Here is an 18692-nt window from a genome sequence, read left to right on the forward strand (position 1 = left end):
GCTACGCCAAGCACTTCGCATAGCCGTCCGCAAACTTGGCATCGAATGACAATGCCACTGGCTCCTCCAACTCCGCCGAGCTATTGAGCAATACACGGGTAGCCGGGGTGTATTTGATCCAGCCAATCGTGCCGCTGCCGTCGGTGTCGAAAAGCAGCTGAGCGCGCACTACTTCACCGTCGTCCTCGTCGATCAGCAGGTTGACCTTGTCCTTGCCGACATAACGAAACGGAAAATCGCTGCTCCTGACAAGCTCAGTAAGGTAGCCGTAGCAACTCCCTTCACTGGCAGTCGCGGGCAGTGAATGAGGTAAAAGCGAAAGCGCAATCAGCACAGGCCGAATGAAAAACCAGTTCATCCACTCACTCCTCATCCATCGGCGACGATTCAACGTCGGTCATGCTCAGCAGCCGGAATTCGTTGCTCACAAACTCGTAGTAACGATCCCGGTTGCCGCTCTCCAAAGCATTCCCCTGCGCATCTTCTTCGCCGTCGAGCGTGATGCCGGACACGATAATCAAGCTGCTGTCGGGCTGGAAAACCATGCCGAACGAGCTGCCGTCGTAAGCATTCGGTAGACCACCAACGACTTCCCCAGTCTGAGCGTCCAGCACTTCGCCGCAAATGGCGCTGCCGCCACAGCCGAGCCTGTGCAGGATGTAATGGCCGGCGAAGTTGACCTTGCCTTTCAGGGCTTGCACCCGTGCCTGATCCATCATTGGGCTGCTGTTTTCTTGCGGCACCAGCTTATGGTTGGGGCCGGTGAAAACTGGCGTGACGGTGTAATCCTTGAAGGTTGGATCGGCAGCGAATGCCATGGACGCGGCAGCTAATATCAAGCTGCCGAGAAGAACCGAAAATCCTTTCACGTAGTAACTCCGTAAATGCAGCGGGGACCGTCGACTTACTCAGCCTGCCCTTCATAACGCTGTGTCTGCGGGTCGAATTGCCACAGATGTGGCCGTGTCATGGCCTTTTCACCCTTGTAGCGAATCCGCCCGTGCCTGTCCCTGATGTAGGAGTAGATCTCGATGTCCTTGAACTTACCTCCCCCCTTGGGTGGGCCGTCCAGAACTTTGACCCCGGCGAAGTAATCGCCGCCCGAATACCTCAAATAACCACGGCACTGGATCAGGAAGGCAAATGTGCTATCCATTGATGAGCCAATGCCGACGCGGGAATTGAAGATGAAGTCTTCGATGCCATCGCCATTTAGATCGCCGCGAAAAACCACGTGGCCCGGATCGATAGAAAATTCTTTTCCATCAAGACTGGAAAGTATGTCTTCCGGATGTTCACCGCTTTGCGACCATTGCGATAAGAAATATTTTGAGTCAGTTTCCTGATTGCAAACATCTGCCGCCATAACCGCTATCGGCAACCAACTCACACATAACACCAGCAATCGTTTCACTTCGCATCCTTCGAATTGATCAATTCCAACTCACCATCCCGATACAACACCTCACACCCCACCCACGCGGGATCCACCTGCGGTATCACTGCCGACGGCTTGCGCAACTCGCGCAACAACGTCGAGCCATGCGACAAGCGCCCGCCCATTCGCGCAATCACCGCCTGCGCCGCTTGATAGTGCGCATGCCGCCCCGGATCGAGGGTGTCTTCGAGCAGGATGTCGGCGCCGAGGATGCCTTGCACCTGCCCCGGATAAATCATGAACCCGGTGGCCAGCTCCGCACCTTCGCGACCGTCCTGCCAGAAGCTGCCGTCTCGGGTGCGAACGTCGGGATGCGGTGCGAACCAGTGCTCGCGATCCGCCAGCGGCATGGCGTGGTGCAGACGGAAGAAGATTCGCATGAGGTTGTCGCGATACCACTCGCGCACTTGCAGGTAGTAGCCACGCAGGCCCGGCAGGCCGCTCGAATGCGCGAAGCGGATCAGATTTGGCCATTGCGGGAATGGCTGTAGCGGCAGTTCGCTCGACGCAGGCCGAGGCGTGGCCGGATCGGTTTCCCACGGCAATCGATGCGGACTGTTTTCAAGGTTGTCGTAAGCGGTCGGCGGGCGGCCCAGCCAATCACCGCCACTGCTGGCCAGCGCCGTGGCAATGCACAGATTGCCTTGCACCACGAACACGTAAAACCGGGTGAACCAGTCCGCCAGTTGTTGGCCATCGGCGCCTTGGGCGACAAGTTCGGCCAGCTCCCGATCGAAGCGCTGCAAGCCATTTTCAAGGTTCAGCAAATGGCCGCGAGCCCTGCGTTGCATACGCAAAAACAGCGGCAACGAACGCAGCATTTTGAGCGGTTGCCACGGCAGATGCGGAGTCGCCCCGCCAACTTCACCAGCGTAGTTATCGGCGCTGATGCCCCAGTCGGCCAGCCGGGCGAGAAACAGATCATTGTTGATGTAGGACGCACCGCCGAACACTGCGGTAAACGGCTCGTTATCCTGCAACACCCGCGCATCCCAGCGCGCCATGATCGCCGGGATACTCGCTGCCGCGCGGCGCTGGGCGTACTCAACCAGCACGCTCGGTTGCGGCGGCAAGATCTCGGCGATGTTGGCGGCGGTCAGGTGGCGGCGCCAGCCGTAATCGCTGATCGGTCGGTATTGCAGCAGCCACAGTTGCGCGCCATCCCAGGCCCATTCGACGTCGCCAGGCACGTAGTGGAACACGCGCAACACGTCTTGCAGAAAGTGCCAGAGCAGGTCTTCGGTCAAGCCATGGGATGGCGTGAACGCGCCGCTTCGCCAGGCATCGCCAACCCGCGAAAGCGTTGCCCGCAAGGGGCTGACGTGACCGTCGGCCAGCGATTCGAGATGGCCTTCCACCCACTCAAGTTCTACCGAGAGATGGCGCACGAAAGCGATGCCGGAAACGACCGGGGTGATGAAGCGCTGCACCACCACTTCCTCGACACCTTCGGCCGTCAGTTCGGCAATGCGTTTCGGCACATTGGCGGTCGGCTCGCGCAGATAGGTCATGCTCAAACCGGCATTCGCCGAATCGGCCTGATCCTCGCCATAACTGGAGGAGCGCACCGCCCAGGTCACATCAGGTTGAGCAGCGAGAAATGCCGGCAGGCGCGGATCGCTGCAATCGTTGAGGGTCAGCGCTGCCGGTACCGCTTGCCGCGCCAGTTCAGCCAGGCGCAAACGCCCGCCCTTGGTATGCGCGACAAACCCGCGCTCGCCCGACTCCAGCCACTGCGCGAACTGCGCGGGCGCGTCGATCCACGGGTAATGACCCCAACCAGATTTGAGGCTGATGGTCAGATCAGCGCGGGCGAGAATCGCCGACCACGCCGCCGCTTGCTCGATGCCGAGCACCGCGTCCTGATCGCCCCAGACCACCTCGACCGGATCGGTGATCCACTCCAGCAGCGGCAGCGCAGTGTCGGCGCGAACCAGATCCCAGTGCGGTACGAACGCACGGCAGCGCGCATAACCGGCGCCCATGCGCTGGTACTGCGCGGGTGTCCAAGTCTGGTTGGAAAACTTGCGCGCGAACAGCGTGGGTTTGTTCGACAGCAGCCAGTGGATGGTCTTGCGGATCGGCAGCGGTGACATCAGCGCCGGTAACCGCCGCTGCCACAGAAACGCACCGACCGGCGCCAACAAAACGCTGCGGGAAAAGTGCCCGGACCGACGCTGCAACGCATGCAATACAAGCAAGGCATTGACCCCGACCGCCATGATCGCGCTGCCCTTCTGCGTCATCGCCAGCAAAGTCTGCGCGTAGTCCGCCAGATCCTCGCAAGGTGGCTGCGGGTTGGCGCCAAAGCCCGGCAACTCCAGCGGCACGACTTCGTAACGCTGGAAGTGCGGCAGCGCGTCGTCCCACCAATCGGCGGCGCTGCCGTTGCCGGCCAGCAGGTACATCAAGGGCTTGCTCATGAGCGGCACTCAGGTCAGATCGCGCAGAGCGGCGTCGAGGGTGGGGTAGCGGAACGTGTAACCGGCCTCGGTCAAACGCTGCGGCACCACGCGCTGACCGTCGAAGAACAACTGCGCCATCTCCCCTGCCAGCGCGCGCACTGGCGCGGCGGGAATGTGCAACCACACCGGACGCTTGAGGACCTTGCCGGCCTGCTCGGCGAACGCTGCCTGACTGACCGTTTCCGGCGCGACCATGTTGTAAGTGCCGCGCAAACTTTCATCGTCGAAGGCCCGCGCGATCACCTGAAGCACATCGTCGCGATGCACCCAACTCATGATCTGCTGACCGTCACCCATGCGCCCGCCGAAACCCAAGCGGAACGGCAGCAGCAACGGCGTCAACGCACCACCCGGGCCGAACACCACGCCGAGGCGCAGCACCACCTGACGCACGCCAAATTCCGTGGCTGGTTGCGCGGCGGCTTCCCAACGCGCGCAGAGTTCGGCCATGAAACCGTCGCCCTTGCTGGCGTGTTCGTCGAGGCTTTCGCTGGCATCGCGCACGCCGTAGAAACCGATGGCCGAGGCTTGAATCCATAGCGCGGGTTTGTGCTTGGTGTTCTTCAGCCAGGTCATCAACGCTTCGGTGGTGCCGACTCGACTGGCGAGCAGTTGCGCCTGACGTTTGGGAGTCCAGCGTGGGCCGGCGACGGGGGCGCCGGCGAGATTGATCACTACGTCGAAGGTGTCGTCGTGGCTGAGTTCGTTGAGAGAATGCACGCAGCGGACGCGGCCGTTGAATAGATTGGCCGCGCTCAACGGATCGCGCGTCAGTACGCTGACCGAGTGGCTCGCATCGAGTAATTGATTGACCAAGGCTTCACCGATGAACCCGGTGCCGCCGGTGATTAGCACTCGCTTGTAGGCGCCATCGGCAAACGGGTTGGATTGGCTCGGTACCTTTACTGAAGAAGCCTTTCGGCGGTCATGCCGATACAGCCAAAACAGCGGCGGCAACAACACCAACAGAGCTAAACCATCCAGCCACACGTGCGACCAGACCTGCTGTTGCGCCGAGAGCCACATGTCCTGCGGCGCCCATAACAGGATGCCGGCGATCAACCAGCCCCAGATGGCCGGAGCTTTCAAGCGATTGCCCAAGTGCACCAGCGCGAACATGTACAGCGAATAACTTTGCAACGTCGCGCCGAACAGCGCGAGCCACCAGACTTGTTGTTCGCGGCCGGCGGTGGGAACCGCATCGGCACCCCAGAACGACAGTTCGAGGACTTGCAGGTAGCCATCGAGCAAGCCGGAGTCACCGGCCCAGGTCAGGGTAAGACCGGCGAGGATATGCGTGATCGCAGCGGCATATAGCCAAAGCACCAACGCTGGGCGAAGCGAGGAAGAAGGGGCTGGCATTCCGTGTCCTGAGCGCGTTCCTTGGGGGTGGGGAGTTTAAAGGAAAATCGCGGTCCTCAGATGCTCAAGCGTTAAACGTTTTAGCGTAAGGGATTCAGACAAAACTTTTGCAAAACCGCCTCAAACAGCCCCTCGAAATTCAAATGCAGTGGCTGAGTTTGATCGGCGCCGTGGCTGACGATCCCAATCGCCCCACGTTGAAGACGCCCAACTGGTCACCTTTGTCAGCCGCCATTTGATAACAGGCTAAAAGAAAAAGAGGACAGACCATAAAAGAAAAAAGGGACAGACCGCGTTTTTCGGGTAATTGCTAAAATCGTGGTCTGCCCCCATTTCACTGTCCCCATTTCACCCATGTCTCCATTTCACCCAAACGGGGCAGATTTACTCATGCTCAACGATAAAATAGCCATCGCACGAAACTAACAAAGCCGAACCCCCATGCGACTTCGAAATTTCATTTATCCTGCGCGGTAAAATATTTTTTAATACTTGCAGCGTCTTTATAACTGCAAACCACCTTCGCTCCAGAAACTAAGTCCTTTCCATCCTTGCAGTTTTCCAAAGCTGGATCAGATGGGTCACCTGTGAAATAGAGCAATGAAGCGTTTTCACCATCGACCCTGAGCGGAAGCTCCATGACTGAATACGAAAAACCATCAAACGCGGAGTCAGACAGCTTGCTCTTCACCAAGACATACATTGATTTACCGCGTCGCTCCGGAGATTTCCAATCGTAGAAGAAGACGGAGGCAATTTGATCACCCTCAACTTTCCAAACATATTTGAAAAATGTTTTATCTGAACCAATCGGAGAATAATATATTTCGGCGTCAGCAACATACTCTCCGCTCACCAGTTTTTTCAGACTATTTTTTAAAAAGAACACTGCAATCTTTTTTTCTCCTACTGAAGCCACGACCGCTGGATGAAACTCACTCAATGTAGGTGCCGCATCTGCTAACACATTGGATACGACCAAGCTTATGACCATCGCAAAAATGCAACGAATTTTAGACAGTTTCAAATATTTTTTCATTTTTATATATCCTCTGGAAATGCTTCCGACGTTCATCATAACTATCAGTATCTCTGTTAATAATACGAGTAACAGCATCTACGTTTTCGTCCGCATCACCCTTATCCGCTTCTACAAAAATATTGTTTTTAAGCCAGAAATAAACACCCGAACGAACAGAGTATTTAAACTGTGTATGCAAGATATCCGGCTGACCAACAAAATCAACTTCTTCATCCCAGAACGTTTTATGATAATCCTTAAAGGCTTGATAGTTTGCTTTACCCGTTAAATGTTTAAGACCTCTACCACGATATTTCCACCCCTCACCAGACGATATATTGCCGTTACCTAATTTCCCGCCATATGCTCGATTCGCTATCGCGATCTGATTTTCGTGAGACACATATTTATTAGATCCTGGATATCCATAAAGTGTTGCTTCATCAGGGTGATCCCTAAAATACTTAAATGTACCCTTTAGGCCAGGCACTCCATAGGTAAAGTCCTCTACCACCGCGCACTTCGATCCAATTTCCTGCCTTACCTGAGCAAAAAAGTGACTCAACCTCAACGGAGTATCTAATTTATATCTTTCACAGTTTTCATTTAGCTGGGTGGCAACTTCCGCCAATAAGACATCTTGTTCGGAGGTATTTTTTAGTCCTTCAAATACCCTTTTTAACATCTCGACGGTGATCTTTATTTTTCCGCGACTACCGATCTGATTACCAAGAAATGCAATTGGATGAAAATGCCATAAAACGCCATCACCTAAGCCTTTAGACTGTATAACTGAATCATCCCAAAATATTAAACTATCTATTCGTTCTTTTTCGTGATTTAGAACAGATGGGTAATTCTCCAGCAATGTATCCAGCCGCGCCCATTTGGAAGAGTCCGACTTAGATTTCCACTCCGTAGGGTGATATGCAATGAGCTTTGACCAATGATCCCTGAACTCAATATTCTTGAGTGCAATCGGGAAATCTTCGGGAGTGACTTTTTGATCTCTGTTACCAAATCGATCCAAGTCGTTATATAAGGTCTGGAAGAATTCTGGCATATCATCAGGATCCAGAAAACCATCAGAATTTGAATTTGATTCCTTAACGACGCGAAAGCCTAGTTTTTCCCAGTCGTGCTGAGCAATAAGCTCCGCCCCTTCTTTTTTGAGCAAACCCGATTTGCTTTCTGATTCATCAACTACGGTTACTTCGTACCACTCTTCAGGGTCCTTATAGATAACAGTTTTCCCAAGCTCCACAAAGGTTTCATTCGAAATTGTCACAACCCCAGTTAGAGGGGGCTTACTTTTCAAAGTTGTATTCGCTGGCAAGTGCAAGTATTGCTTTCCTTGCTTCACTGCTGCCTTGTTTTTCAAGAAATCCTCAATTCTCGGATCTGCCGAAAAAATTTCCACATGGACTTGATAACTTCTCGAAACCCCTCCATCAGGACCTGCCAATGTTTCATTTAAACCAAGAAAGCCGATTACGTCACCTGCCTTAATTGCCGTATCCATAGCTACGACCTTGTCAAACTCCGTAGGAATCAATCCAAGCAGTTGAACATAAGGCTTTTCAACACAAGCCCAAAAAGTTGCTGGGACAGGAGTGGAATGGCTTTTCAAACCGGTTGCAGTGCCAGAAGTACTTGGCACGAAGCAACATTCCGCCATTTTGTATGACTTAGAGCCAATCTTCAGGCTAAAAACTTTCCCACTATCAAATTCTATTACGCTATTTGTACAAAGTACTAAATCTTCGTTTTGCCCCAGACTATTTACCTGTCTCATTGCAGCCCCAGCTAAAGCGCCGTTACTCTGCGGTGAGGGGGCTACCCTTAAGGTAAGCCCAGAGCCGGTAACTATAGCTCTGACCTTGCCCTTCCAATAATCTGGCTTCTTTCGCTCCGGTGCAGTTATTGCTTTCCAGCTCGCACTGCCATCACCTCTTGGGTATGCAACACCGTTTTGCTTGTAGGCGAACCAGAAATCCTGTCCTGGCGTGCGTCCACCTACTGTACCTTTAATTAGTTTGCCTTTCGCGTGGATGTGATCAGAGTGCTCTTCAAGTATTTCAATTTGAGTTCCAGCAGAAATCGAACCGTATTCGATGCAGCCAGTCGCACCAGCAACATCGCTTCGAGCTTTAAACCCACTTGCGATCATCTTTATTTTCTGATGGCCCGTCTGTTCTGGTTCATCCGCGTACCTCTGGTATGGTAGCAAATGCATATACAGGCTATAAAATACGAGTTCATTACTAGTATTGGGCACGACCTCTTTATTAGGTGGTGATTTATAGTCGTGCTTGACAAGGCAGAATGAATTTGAGTACTTCAATTCCTCTGTAGTACTCGAACCTTCAAACTCAGTCTTTAAATAATCCTCATTCAACCGATAGGCTACGACGACACCATCTCCAATACAACGAATAGGTTCATCTCTCACACACTGCGGAGCAGTCTTATGCGTGATATGAATACCGCCATGCCAAAATCCATGATTCCCAAGTAAAAAGTTACCTGAGCTTTCACTCTCAAGTGCTTTAAAGATTTCTTCAGCATCCTTAAATTGCGATCCGTCCGCTTTTCTAAACGGGTACTGAAAATTCATTAATGGTGTAGATTCTACCGGTGCAGGTGCAGGTGCAGGTGCGGGCGCAGGTGCGGATCCTTCCCCCGTCCGAGTCGATTCCTTAACCCTTAGAAATTTTGTAGGGACTGGCCAAAAATATGCTTTGCTATAGGCACCAAACTTTGCAGTAGCTGGACCAGAGCTTTGCGCCCCAAAAAACTCACCATATTGAGAGTCCAGCGTACTATCATAGTGCTCTACGATACCCGTATGATTTAGCGTTTTATTATCTCGATTAGAGATTACGTTAATCCAGAGTACGATATCTCCTCGCCTCACATTAGCAGGACTAATTACATCATAGTATTGAAGTGCGGCTGCACTATTTAGCCCCGCCGTATTCTGGTAAGGAACTTGATATCCAGCGCCTGTGAGCAACAGGTTTACCATATGAGAGCAATCGACGATTTTTTTGCCATTTTCTACGACGAAACCATCTCCTCCTTCCTTATATCTATAGTTAGCACTCGTATAGTTACTTGATAAATCTAGTGGCTCTGTCATTTCTGCTTCCTGCAATAATCAGTAGCAATAGCTCGCTTTAGTAATTTCAGCGGTCTGTTTATTTAGACGTTCCAAATGTGCGATAGACCCTTTGCTGCCTTTTTTGGCAGCCACTTGGTAGCACGCAACCGCCCGGGACATGTCCTTCGTTACCAGCTCTCCAGTTTCAAAGGCACGCCCGAGTGCATTTATCGCAAAAGCACTTCCCATACGGGCCGCTTGCATCAGCGCTTCCTCGGCCTGTGCTGGATGCTGGCAAGGGCCATTGGAGGAAATGTTGTTTCCATCGCAATAAAACAACGAGAGGCTCATCGCCCCCTCAGGCAGAGTGGTCGCTGCTGCCTTGAATAGCTGCTCAACCTTCTCCGTTTGCAACTGCGGAGCCATTCCGGAAAGACTCAAGCTTGCTGCATTCAAACTAGCCTGGGGATCACCGGAAGCGGCTGCGCATAGATAGTTTTCCAAGGAAGCTTCAAACAACTCACCCGTGAGTCGGTACTGCTCCAGCCCCCCTAGGCCTCTAAAGGCCTCTGCACGTTGAAAGCAAAAATTCTCTGCCTCGCTCATGCGGGGCTTGCTCGTCTCTACGAGATCTTTCTCACTGATCGACCAATCTTCAACCCCCTCAAGCACCCAACACGCTTGGCGAGAAAAATTAAAAATCTTGATGTTGCTATTACCTGCTCGCTTATCCACTACGTTGAAATGATTATCGTCAATCTCCTCAACCTCTACGCCTTCAGTCTTGTCCGCGCCTACAGGCGCCATCAACGGAAACGCTAAATTGGTGCTAGTAAGCCCCATCGTTTTAGGCTCAAAAACCCCATGATCTCCCACCGGTTTCAAAACCAGCGACTTCACCGTCATCGCAGTCCACCGCTGCTGAGTTTCGGCATTCGCAGAAAACGCCGGCAGAAACTGGGAAAAGTCCTCGGACGGACATTCATCCGCATAAGCGCTGCCATGAAACAGGCTCAACAGCGGCGCGGTGAAAACCGCTATCGCGATGCCATTGCTCTTCTTCAAAACACCATTCATGTCGATCACTCGGAAAACACAAAAAAAGCCTTCGGCTTAACCTTCTCAGGCACCGCATTCGCCAACGCCTGATCCATCAAACTCCCCGCCTTATCCTTATCCGCCGCCCCCGGCAGCACCGGCGGTTTAATCCCGATGCCAGTCCCCGATCCCGCAGAACCACCCGCATTGATCTTGATCACCGGCCCAACCACCGTCACCCCACCGCCATCCAGCTTGATAAAGCTCCCACCCCCAAGAATGGTCAGCTCTGTCCCCGCCTCGATAACGATCTTGTCCCCAGCCTTGAGGTGAATCTCTTTCCCCACTCTGGTCAGCTGCGCCGTGCCCAACTTCACATGCTGGTTCTGCCCAATCGTCAGGTGATCATCCAGCTTCGCTTCGATCTTGCGGTCGCTGATGGTGGTGCGGTGTTCTTCAGCCTTCAGCTCGGTGTAAGTGTTCTTCACCACCGTGTCGTGGCGTTCATTGCCGACCCGAATCTTCTGGTCGTGCTCAACGTTCTCATCCCAATCGCGCTGCGCATGGATGTAGATCTGCTCCGCACCTTTCTTGTCTTCAATACGCAGTTCGTTGTACCCACCACCACCCGGCGAGCTAAGCGTTTTGAACACGCTGCGAGTCTTGTTCGCCGGCAGTGCGTACGGCACCGGGTTTTCCTTGTGGTACAGGCAGCCGGTCACCAGCGGTTGGTCGGGGTCGCCTTCGAGGAAGGTGACGAGGACTTCCATGCCGATGCGCGGGATGCTGATGGCGCCGTAGCGGTCGCCAGCCCAGGAGCTGGAGACGCGTAGCCAGCAGCTGGTTTTGTCGTCGGCGAGGCCTTCGCGGTCCCAGTGGAATTGCACTTTGATGCGGCCGTATTGGTCGCAGTGGATTTCTTCGCCTTTGGGGCCGGTGACCATGGCGGTCTGGCTGCCGAGTACGCGCGGTTTCGGGTGTTCGAGGGCCGGGCGGTAGAACACGTCCCACGGGGTGGCGAGGAAGGTGTTGCGGTAGCCCTGGTGGAAGTCGTCCTTGTTGTCGGTGGTGTCGCTGGTTACGCCTTCTTCGAGGACTTGCGGCTGCTTGCCTTCGTGGAAGATTTCGGTGAGCAGCCACAGGTCGTTCCACTCGCTGCGCGGGTGGTCGGACATTTCCATGAAGTGGCCGCTGACCAGTCTGGTCTGGTCGCCGCGACCTTCGGCCTGGCGGTAGTCGGCGCGATGGCGTTCGAGGGCGCGTTGGCTGAGGAACTTGCCGCGCGCGCGGTCGATGAAGCGGCCGGGGTAGTCGTAATCTTCGAGATCCGGCTCGGTGCTGTCGCCGTCAGGTTTGTACGCCGCTTCCATTCGCAGGCGCGGTTTTTCGAAGTCGTAGTCACGGCGCGTGGTGCGCGTGGTGCGGGTTTCCAGACGCAGTTTGAAGGCTTTGATTACCGGCTCGTCCGCGACCATGCCGCTGCCCTGCACGTAGGCGGTTGGCTGCCCAAGGTTCTGGAACACGGTCTGGTCGTCGCCGAACACCAGCAGGTGGGCCTTTTCGCTGTGCAGGAAGTGGTAGTGAATGCCCTCTTCTTCGCACAGGCGCTGGACGAAATGCAGGTCGGTTTCGTCGTACTGCACGCAGTAGTCGCGATCCGGGCACGGCTGGCTGAGCTGGAAGCTGTAGGCGTTGCTCTTGATGCCGTGCTCTTCAAGGATCAGCGCGATGATTTTCGGCGCCGACATCTGCTGGTAGATGCGCTGGTTGGTGCGGTGATGCAGGTATTGCAGTTGCGGCACGATCGAGACTTTGTAGCGGGTCAGGCGCTTGCCGGCATCGCCCTGGGCGACGCGGTAGATCTGCCCGTGGATGCCCGAGCCCTGAGGATCGAATGCCAGAAACGCCTGCTTGTGCAGCAGTTGTTCGAGGTCCAGATCGGGGTTTTCGCTGACCAGTTCGAGGTCGAAGCGATACGCCTGGCTGATGCCTTCGGTGCCGGTGAACGACAACACTTGCAGGTCGCCGACGTAGTCTTCGACCTTGAGGCTGAAGTGGGTTTCGTTAGCTGAGTTGAACATCGTGTGCTCCCTGTTCGAATGTCATCCGTTACGCCCGAAGTCGCAACCGTTGCAGCCAGGACGAAGTGGCGCCCAAGGCGTCACGCAATTGTTGGGCAGTGATGGTGCGTTCTGCCGGGTTGAAGCTCAGCGCGGTTCGCAGCGCGTGCCAGCCGTGCTGGGGTAGATTCGCTGGGGCGCGCAGTTCGCGCTCCAGGTGCTCGTCGCGGGCCTGGGTCGAGGGCAAGCGGCGGAACGGGTGTTTGCCGCCCGCCAGTTCATAGATCACGCAGGCCACGCCGTACACGTCCGCGCTGGCCGACAACGGTTGGCCCTCAAGCAGTTCGGGGGCGGCGTAGCCCGGGGTCCAGGCATTGAAGCGCTCGCGGCTCAGATGCGGCAGGCCGGGCAAGGTGCCCTCCTCTGCCTGTCCCAGACCGAAGTCGAAAAGGCGCAGGCCGTCTTCGCTGAGCATGACGTTGCTCGGTTTCAGATCACCGTGCAGCACGCCGCGACGGTGGGCGTAGGCCAACGTGTCGAGCAGCGGCAGGACGATGTCACGCAATTCTTGCCACGGCAGGCCGAGAGGCCGCTCGCAGAGCAATTTGTCCAGGGTCAGGCCACGCATGTATTCCATGGTGATGAAGGCCCGCTGGCAGTCGGTGTCGACTTCAAAGGTGTGCGCACGCACGACATTGTCGTGGCGCAGGCGTCGGGTCAGGGCGAACTCGCTGTAGAGCAAGGCACTGGCATCCGGCGATTCGGCAAATTCTTCGCTGAGGATTTTCAGCGCAATGTAAGGGTCGGGATCGCCGAACTGCTCATGCAGCAGATCCCGCGCCCGGTAAACAGCGCCCATGCCACCGGCCCCGAGCAGACGCTCGAGGTGGTAGCGACCGGCGAGTACATCCGGCAGCGCACCGATGCTGGCCTTGGTCGGCGCCAGCAACGGTTCGGCCTGGTTGCCCTTGGCGAAGGCGAAGTAGGTCAGGTTGTTGGCCTGTTCTTCGCTGATCAGCAGGTCATCGATGGGCGATTCGAGTTCACTCATTGGCGGATCACCACGGCAGTCAGGTTGTCGCGAGCGGCGCCCCGCAGAGCGCCGTCGAACAAACGTTCCAGCGCCACGTGCGGCGCGCTGAGGCTGAGGGCGTTGCCGAGGGCATCGCTGCTCAGGCCCTGATACAAACCATCGCTGCAGAGCAAAAACACATCGCCCGGGTAGACCTCGAGTTCAAGCACATCCAGGGTCAGTGTGTCGGCGGCGCCGACGGCTCGGGTGAGTGCCTGAGCCGCTGGGTGCGCTGCCGCCTGTTCGACGCTCATTTGCTGCTCGTCGATCAGCTGCTGTTGCAGCGAATGGTCCTTGGACAGCTGATACAGCCGCTGCCCGCGCCACATGTAGCAACGACTGTCGCCGGCCCAGATGCAGGCCGCGCGATTGCCTTCCACCAGCAGCGCGACGACGGTGCTGCCCATGATGCTGTCGTGGCGTCCGGCGGTGACGGTCAACTCCTGCCCCAAGCGCCGGTTCAGCCAGTGCAGGCACTGGCGGATGGCTTTGAGGCGTTCGTCGAAGTCCTCGTGTTGCGGCAACTCAGCCAGGCTGGCGACGATCAACTGGCTGGCGATGTCGCCACCCTGATGACCGCCCATGCCGTCCGCGACCACCCACAGCCCATGCTGCGGGGAATCGAGGAAGGCATCTTCGTTGCGCGCCCGCACCTTGCCCGGGTCGGTACGCGCCGCGCTGCGCCAGGGACTGGCCACCAGCATCAGAGCTGCACCGGCATACGGAAGGTGCGCAGCACGCCCATGTCGAACGGATTCGGCGTGCGCTGGCTGGTCAGCAGGTAGTTGGCGCGCAGGCCGCCCACGTCGGCTTTCAGTACCAGCACGTCGCGACCGTTCAGGTACTCGGTCTGCATCAGGTCGAACAGACGGAACAGCGACCATGGGCCGGAGTTCTTCTCGATCCCGATCGGGCGTCCGGCCATCTTGTCCATGACCAGACTGGTGCGACCGTCTTCAGCATCGGTCGGCCACTTGAAGGTCATCGGCAGGATCGGGCCGTGACGGTATTCCATGGTCTTGTCGCCGAACTTGAATTCGGAGCGGCTGACCGCCGGATCGAGGGTGTAGGGCTCAAGCTTGAACTGCACCGTCGGCTCGGCCGGGTTGATCGAGAAGAAGCTCTGGCGAATGGTCTGCGCCGCCGCCATCTGATCGAGGTAGACCTTCGATACCGGCAGGCTGTGACCGTCGACGCTGCGCATGCGGTAGTTGCCCGGATCGCCGCTGACGAATGGACGCATGTAGCTGTCGAAGAAGCGGTCGACGGTACCTTGAGCACGGAAGAACTCGCGGAAGTCGCTGATCGCCACATCGCTGGTGCTGCTGGCGCTGAACGGATAACGCTTGCTGATGGTTTTGCCGTACACGCTGTACAGCTCGTTCTGATAACGGCCGTTCAGGTATTGGTAGGCATCGTTAAGCACCAAACGCCACGAGTCTTCGGCCAGCACGTTGAACCACACGCTCAGCGGACGCGGCAAACGACCTGAGGCATTACGCAGGTTGGTCAGCGCATCACGCTGGCCGCTCATGCGCGTCTTGGCCATCTCGAACGCAGCTTGCTCCGGCGTGCTGGAACGGGCCAGACCGGCCAGTTGCAGTTGCAGGTCGTTGAGCGCGCTGAACGCTGGCGTCAGGTCAGCGCCCGGGCCGTTGTTGTCATCGAGCAGACGATGCAGCGGTTCGAAGCGGCGTTGCAGGGATTTCTTCGCGGTGTCCGGCAGATTCTTCGCCACGTTCAGCGCCGAAGCCTTGTCGGCGGCAGCGGCGGCGAGTTTGCCGACCTTGCCCAGTTTGCCTTTCTGTCCGGCCAGCGCATCGGCGGCTTCGCCGGCTTCATCGACCGGATCAGCCGCGGCTTCGAAGCGGGTGTTTTCACGCACTTCGGTGAGCAGCGCGAGGACCGGCGAGTTAGCCGAAGTCAGGCCCGCCAGTTGCTCGGCGCCTTCGCCAGCGTCGCTGATCGGTGGCAGTGCGACCTGGCCAACGGCTTCGCTCCAGTAATTGGCGTAGTCGCGGAAGTACAGCTGCTCGAGCTCGACCATCAGGCGACGCAAGTCCATGTCGCTGATGCCCGCGCCTTCGCCCAGCACCCAGTTGTCGCGCAGGATGTCGGTGACCAGCGCGGCGCCCTGCACCGAGAAATACTGCTGATAACCCTGCTGGGTGTAGAAACCCGGGATCACGTATTCAGTGCCGATGAACAACGAACCTTGCGGGCCGAGGTGCTGGCTGAAGCGGTAGTCCGGCAGGTTGCGCGCCTGCTCGCGGAGCATGCGGTAAACCACGTTGGCCAACGACTCGCTGCGCAGGACCTGACGCGCCTGCGTGACCAGTTGATCGTTCAGCGGATAAATGAACGGCTGCTTGAGCAAACGCTCGAGGTGCGTGTTCAGACCATTCTGCACCGCAGTGTTACCGGTGTAGCGCTGCGACCAGTCAGTGGCGACCCAGTCCTTGAGCCACGCCGCGTCGCGACGATCCTTCATGTTCAGCATCAGGTACGCGCGCAGGCTGTTGAGCAGGCGATCGCGGTCCTTCATGTTGGCGCGGATCTGCCCCTCGAGCATGGTCGCCACCCGTGGCAGCAACTGCGCTTCCAGCTCACGCTCGTAAGCGGTTTTCACCACCGGGTTGATCTCTTCGCCCTGATACAGGCCGCCACGCTCGTGGTACGACACGTCGCTCTTGTTCGGGAACACCTGGGTCGCGGCGTAGCTGGTGTCGAGGACTTTCAGCACGCCCATGGCGTCATCGCGCGGCGTCACGGCCGAGCGTTGCTGGGTCCAGTTCTGCGCCAGCGTGCGCAGGTTTTCCAGACGCTCGTAGTTGGCCGAGAAACCACCGGCCCAGAGCATGCCGAACAGTGCCAGTGCCGCCAGAGCGCCGACGTACAGCGCACGCTGGCCCCAATGAATGCGGCTGCGCTCGCGCTTGTCCAGACCGGCCAGATCGGCCTCGGGGAAAATCACCTGGCTGAGCAAGTGGTGGATGAATCGCGAACGACCGCTGCGCAGAGTCGGCAGCACACCGGCGTTCATGCCCAGGCTGGCGCCGATGCCGGCGGTGGTCGAATCCATTTCCTGGGTCAGGTGCGGCGCGCTGGTCAGGTAGAAGCCGCGCAGTTGCGTGGCGCGCTGATAGCGGTTGCCGGTGAACGCCATGTCGACGAACAGGCACAGGCGCTCGCCGATCTGCCCGAGCTGATGCGGGAAGTCGAGGATGCGGCCACGGCGCTGAGTGTCGCGCTCGGAGTGCATGCGCATGATCACTTGGCTGTTCAGGCGGCGCAGCAGCTCTTCGAACTCGTTGCGCAGGACCGTGACGTCGGTGCCGACCTGATCCTTGCGGAAACTGGTGCCGAGCACCTGATCGCTTTCTTCGCGGGTCAGTTGGTCGAAGAACTCGTCGAAGCCGAGCAGCTTGTCAGCCTTGCTCAGGACCAGATACACCGGCACGTCGACGTGCAGCTTCTGATGCACGTCCTGCAAACGGCTGCGCACCTGCCGCGCGAGTGTCTCGATGTCCTGCTCGCTACCGCCGGTGAGGGTTTCCACCGGAATGGTCACCAGCACGCCGTTCAACGGACGACCGCGACGACGCTTGCGCAGCAGCTCCAGCAGGGTTGTCCAGGCGTTACCGTCGACTTCGGCGTCCGGTTGAGTGGTGTAACGCCCGGCGGTGTCGATCAGTACACCGTGATCGGCGAAATACCAGTCGCAATGACGGGTGCCGAGGGTGTCGCGGGTCAGCTTGCGGTCGATCTTGTTGATCGGGAATTCCAGACCGGAGAAGTCCAGCAGGCTGGTTTTGCCCGAGGCCTGCGGACCGATCAGCAGGTACCACGGCAAGTCACTGCGCCAGCGCTCGCTGCGACCGCGATACAGGCTCGACGTCTTCAGGGTTTTCAGCGCGTCCTTGAAACGCGCCTTCAACTCTTTCTGTTCTTCGTCGATCAGCTCTTCGCGGCGAATGCGGTCCTGACCGTCCTCGCTTTCTTCCTCGGCTTTCTTGCGGATACCGGCGCGCCAGCTGACGAAGACCATGGTCAGGCCCCAGATCAGGAACAGCACGCTGATGGTCAGCAGGCGCGAGGTCGCACTTTCCCAGAACTTGTAATCATCGACCGCCAACAACGGGCCGACGAACCACACCAGCAGCGCCACGAACAGCACCAGCAGCAGAGTCCAGACCCAGGTCTGGCGCAGGAAGGCGCCGACTTTCTTGAAAAACTTTTTCATCACACGTCCCTGTTTTACGGCTGCGCCTGCGGTTGCACCGCGGCTGGATCAAGCGGCTGATAAGGATGCAGAACGGTGTCGCGTTGTTCGCTCAGGACCCAGGCGAAGCCCGAATACATCACCACCAGGCAGACCAGAGTAAAGAGCACCACCATCCACGCCGGCACGATGCGCACCAGGTTGCGGCGCTGATCGTTGAGACCTTCCCAGTGCGGCGACAACTCGCGCGGCACGTCGCCACGCAACTGACGGATCTGCCGGTACAAGGCGTCGCGGATGCCTTCAAGCTCAAGCATGCCGCGCGCCTGTACGCGGTACTTGCCCTCGAAACCGAGGGACAGGCACAGGTACATCAGTTCGAGCATCGGCAGGTGCTTGACCGGGTTTTTCGACAGCCGATCGAGCAGCTGGAAAAACTTCTCGCCGCCGAAGGTTTCGTTGTGGAAGCTGCTCAGCAGGCTCATCTGCGACCACTCGCTTTCGTTGCCCCACGGCGTGGTCACGACGGCTTCGTCGACCACGGTGCAGAGCACGTAACGCGCGGCCATTACCTGGCTGCTTTCCGCACCGTTGTGCAGGGCGCGCACTTCGAACAACTTCAGCCCGGCGGTCAGCCGCTCATTGAGCGCGTACAGATCTTCGCGGGTCTCGCTGTGCTTGAGACGCACCACTTCCGAGAGCAGATCGGACGAAGCGGCGACCAGCGAGTTGAGGCTGATGTTGAACGCCTCGGCCGGACGCAGGCGCGCGGCGTAGATCATGCGTTCTTCCAGTTGCTCGAAACGCGGCGGCGCGGCGAAGTCGGTCAGCGGACTCGATGCCGGTCCGTGGCCCTGACGGTCGAGCAGGACGGTTTTGTCGTCCTGGTTGTAATCCGTTTCCTTGATCAT

General features: G+C 57.3%; 13 protein-coding genes. All 13 read right to left on the minus strand.

The window, feature by feature from the left end; translation table 11 throughout:
• Window position 1: 1 nt before the first annotated feature.
• Window positions 2–358, minus strand: a complete 357-nt coding sequence (locus tag ASG55_RS23620; RefSeq protein ID WP_056790839.1) for a hypothetical protein — start codon at window positions 356–358, stop codon at window positions 2–4.
• 4 nt (window positions 359–362) lie between these two features.
• A complete protein-coding gene (locus ASG55_RS23625; protein WP_056790842.1) occupies window positions 363–818 on the minus strand; it encodes a hypothetical protein in 456 nt (151 codons plus the stop codon).
• 86 nt (window positions 819–904) lie between these two features.
• Window positions 905–1414 carry a hypothetical protein gene (locus ASG55_RS23630; RefSeq protein WP_236167776.1) on the minus strand — a complete coding sequence of 170 codons (510 nt, stop codon included), beginning with the start codon at window positions 1412–1414 and terminating at the stop codon, window positions 905–907.
• Window positions 1411–3861, minus strand: coding sequence for an alpha/beta hydrolase (locus ASG55_RS23635; protein WP_056790845.1), 2451 nt, complete (start codon window positions 3859–3861; stop codon window positions 1411–1413). The genes ASG55_RS23630 and ASG55_RS23635 overlap by 4 nt, the downstream gene beginning before the upstream one ends.
• Window positions 3862–3870: 9 nt before the next feature.
• Window positions 3871–5265 carry a TIGR01777 family oxidoreductase gene (locus ASG55_RS23640; RefSeq protein ID WP_082530338.1) on the minus strand — a complete coding sequence of 465 codons (1395 nt, stop codon included), beginning with the start codon at window positions 5263–5265 and terminating at the stop codon, window positions 3871–3873.
• A 457-nt stretch (window positions 5266–5722) separates the two neighbouring features.
• A complete protein-coding gene (locus tag ASG55_RS23645) occupies window positions 5723–6304 on the minus strand; it encodes a hypothetical protein (protein WP_130889046.1) in 582 nt (193 codons plus the stop codon).
• Window positions 6279–9428, minus strand: coding sequence for a glycoside hydrolase family 19 protein (locus tag ASG55_RS23650; protein WP_224787274.1), 3150 nt, complete (start codon window positions 9426–9428; stop codon window positions 6279–6281). The genes ASG55_RS23645 and ASG55_RS23650 overlap by 26 nt, the downstream gene beginning before the upstream one ends.
• An 18-nt stretch (window positions 9429–9446) precedes the next feature.
• On the minus strand, window positions 9447–10466 hold the full coding sequence (locus tag ASG55_RS23655; RefSeq protein WP_056791328.1) for a tetratricopeptide repeat protein: 1020 nt from the start codon (window positions 10464–10466) through the stop codon (window positions 9447–9449).
• A gap of 5 nt (window positions 10467–10471) precedes the next feature.
• Entirely contained in the window at window positions 10472–12508 is a 2037-nt protein-coding gene (locus ASG55_RS23660; protein WP_056790854.1) for a type VI secretion system Vgr family protein, read from the minus strand.
• A 28-nt stretch (window positions 12509–12536) separates the two neighbouring features.
• Window positions 12537–13538, minus strand: a complete 1002-nt coding sequence (locus ASG55_RS23665) for a serine/threonine-protein kinase (RefSeq protein WP_056790857.1) — start codon at window positions 13536–13538, stop codon at window positions 12537–12539.
• On the minus strand, window positions 13535–14263 hold the full coding sequence (locus ASG55_RS23670) for a PP2C family protein-serine/threonine phosphatase (RefSeq protein WP_041476618.1): 729 nt from the start codon (window positions 14261–14263) through the stop codon (window positions 13535–13537). The genes ASG55_RS23665 and ASG55_RS23670 overlap by 4 nt, the downstream gene beginning before the upstream one ends.
• Complete coding sequence (tssM, locus tag ASG55_RS23675) at window positions 14263–17802, minus strand: type VI secretion system membrane subunit TssM (RefSeq protein WP_056790861.1); 3540 nt, start codon at window positions 17800–17802, stop codon at window positions 14263–14265. Before tssM ends, ASG55_RS23670 begins: the two co-directional genes overlap by 1 nt.
• A gap of 14 nt (window positions 17803–17816) precedes the next feature.
• Complete coding sequence (gene icmH, locus ASG55_RS23680; protein ID WP_016772511.1) at window positions 17817–18692, minus strand: type IVB secretion system protein IcmH/DotU; 876 nt, start codon at window positions 18690–18692, stop codon at window positions 17817–17819.

It is taken from the genome of Pseudomonas sp. Leaf434 (assembly GCF_001425545.1).
GTDB classification, from domain to species: domain Bacteria; phylum Pseudomonadota; class Gammaproteobacteria; order Pseudomonadales; family Pseudomonadaceae; genus Aquipseudomonas; species Aquipseudomonas siliginis.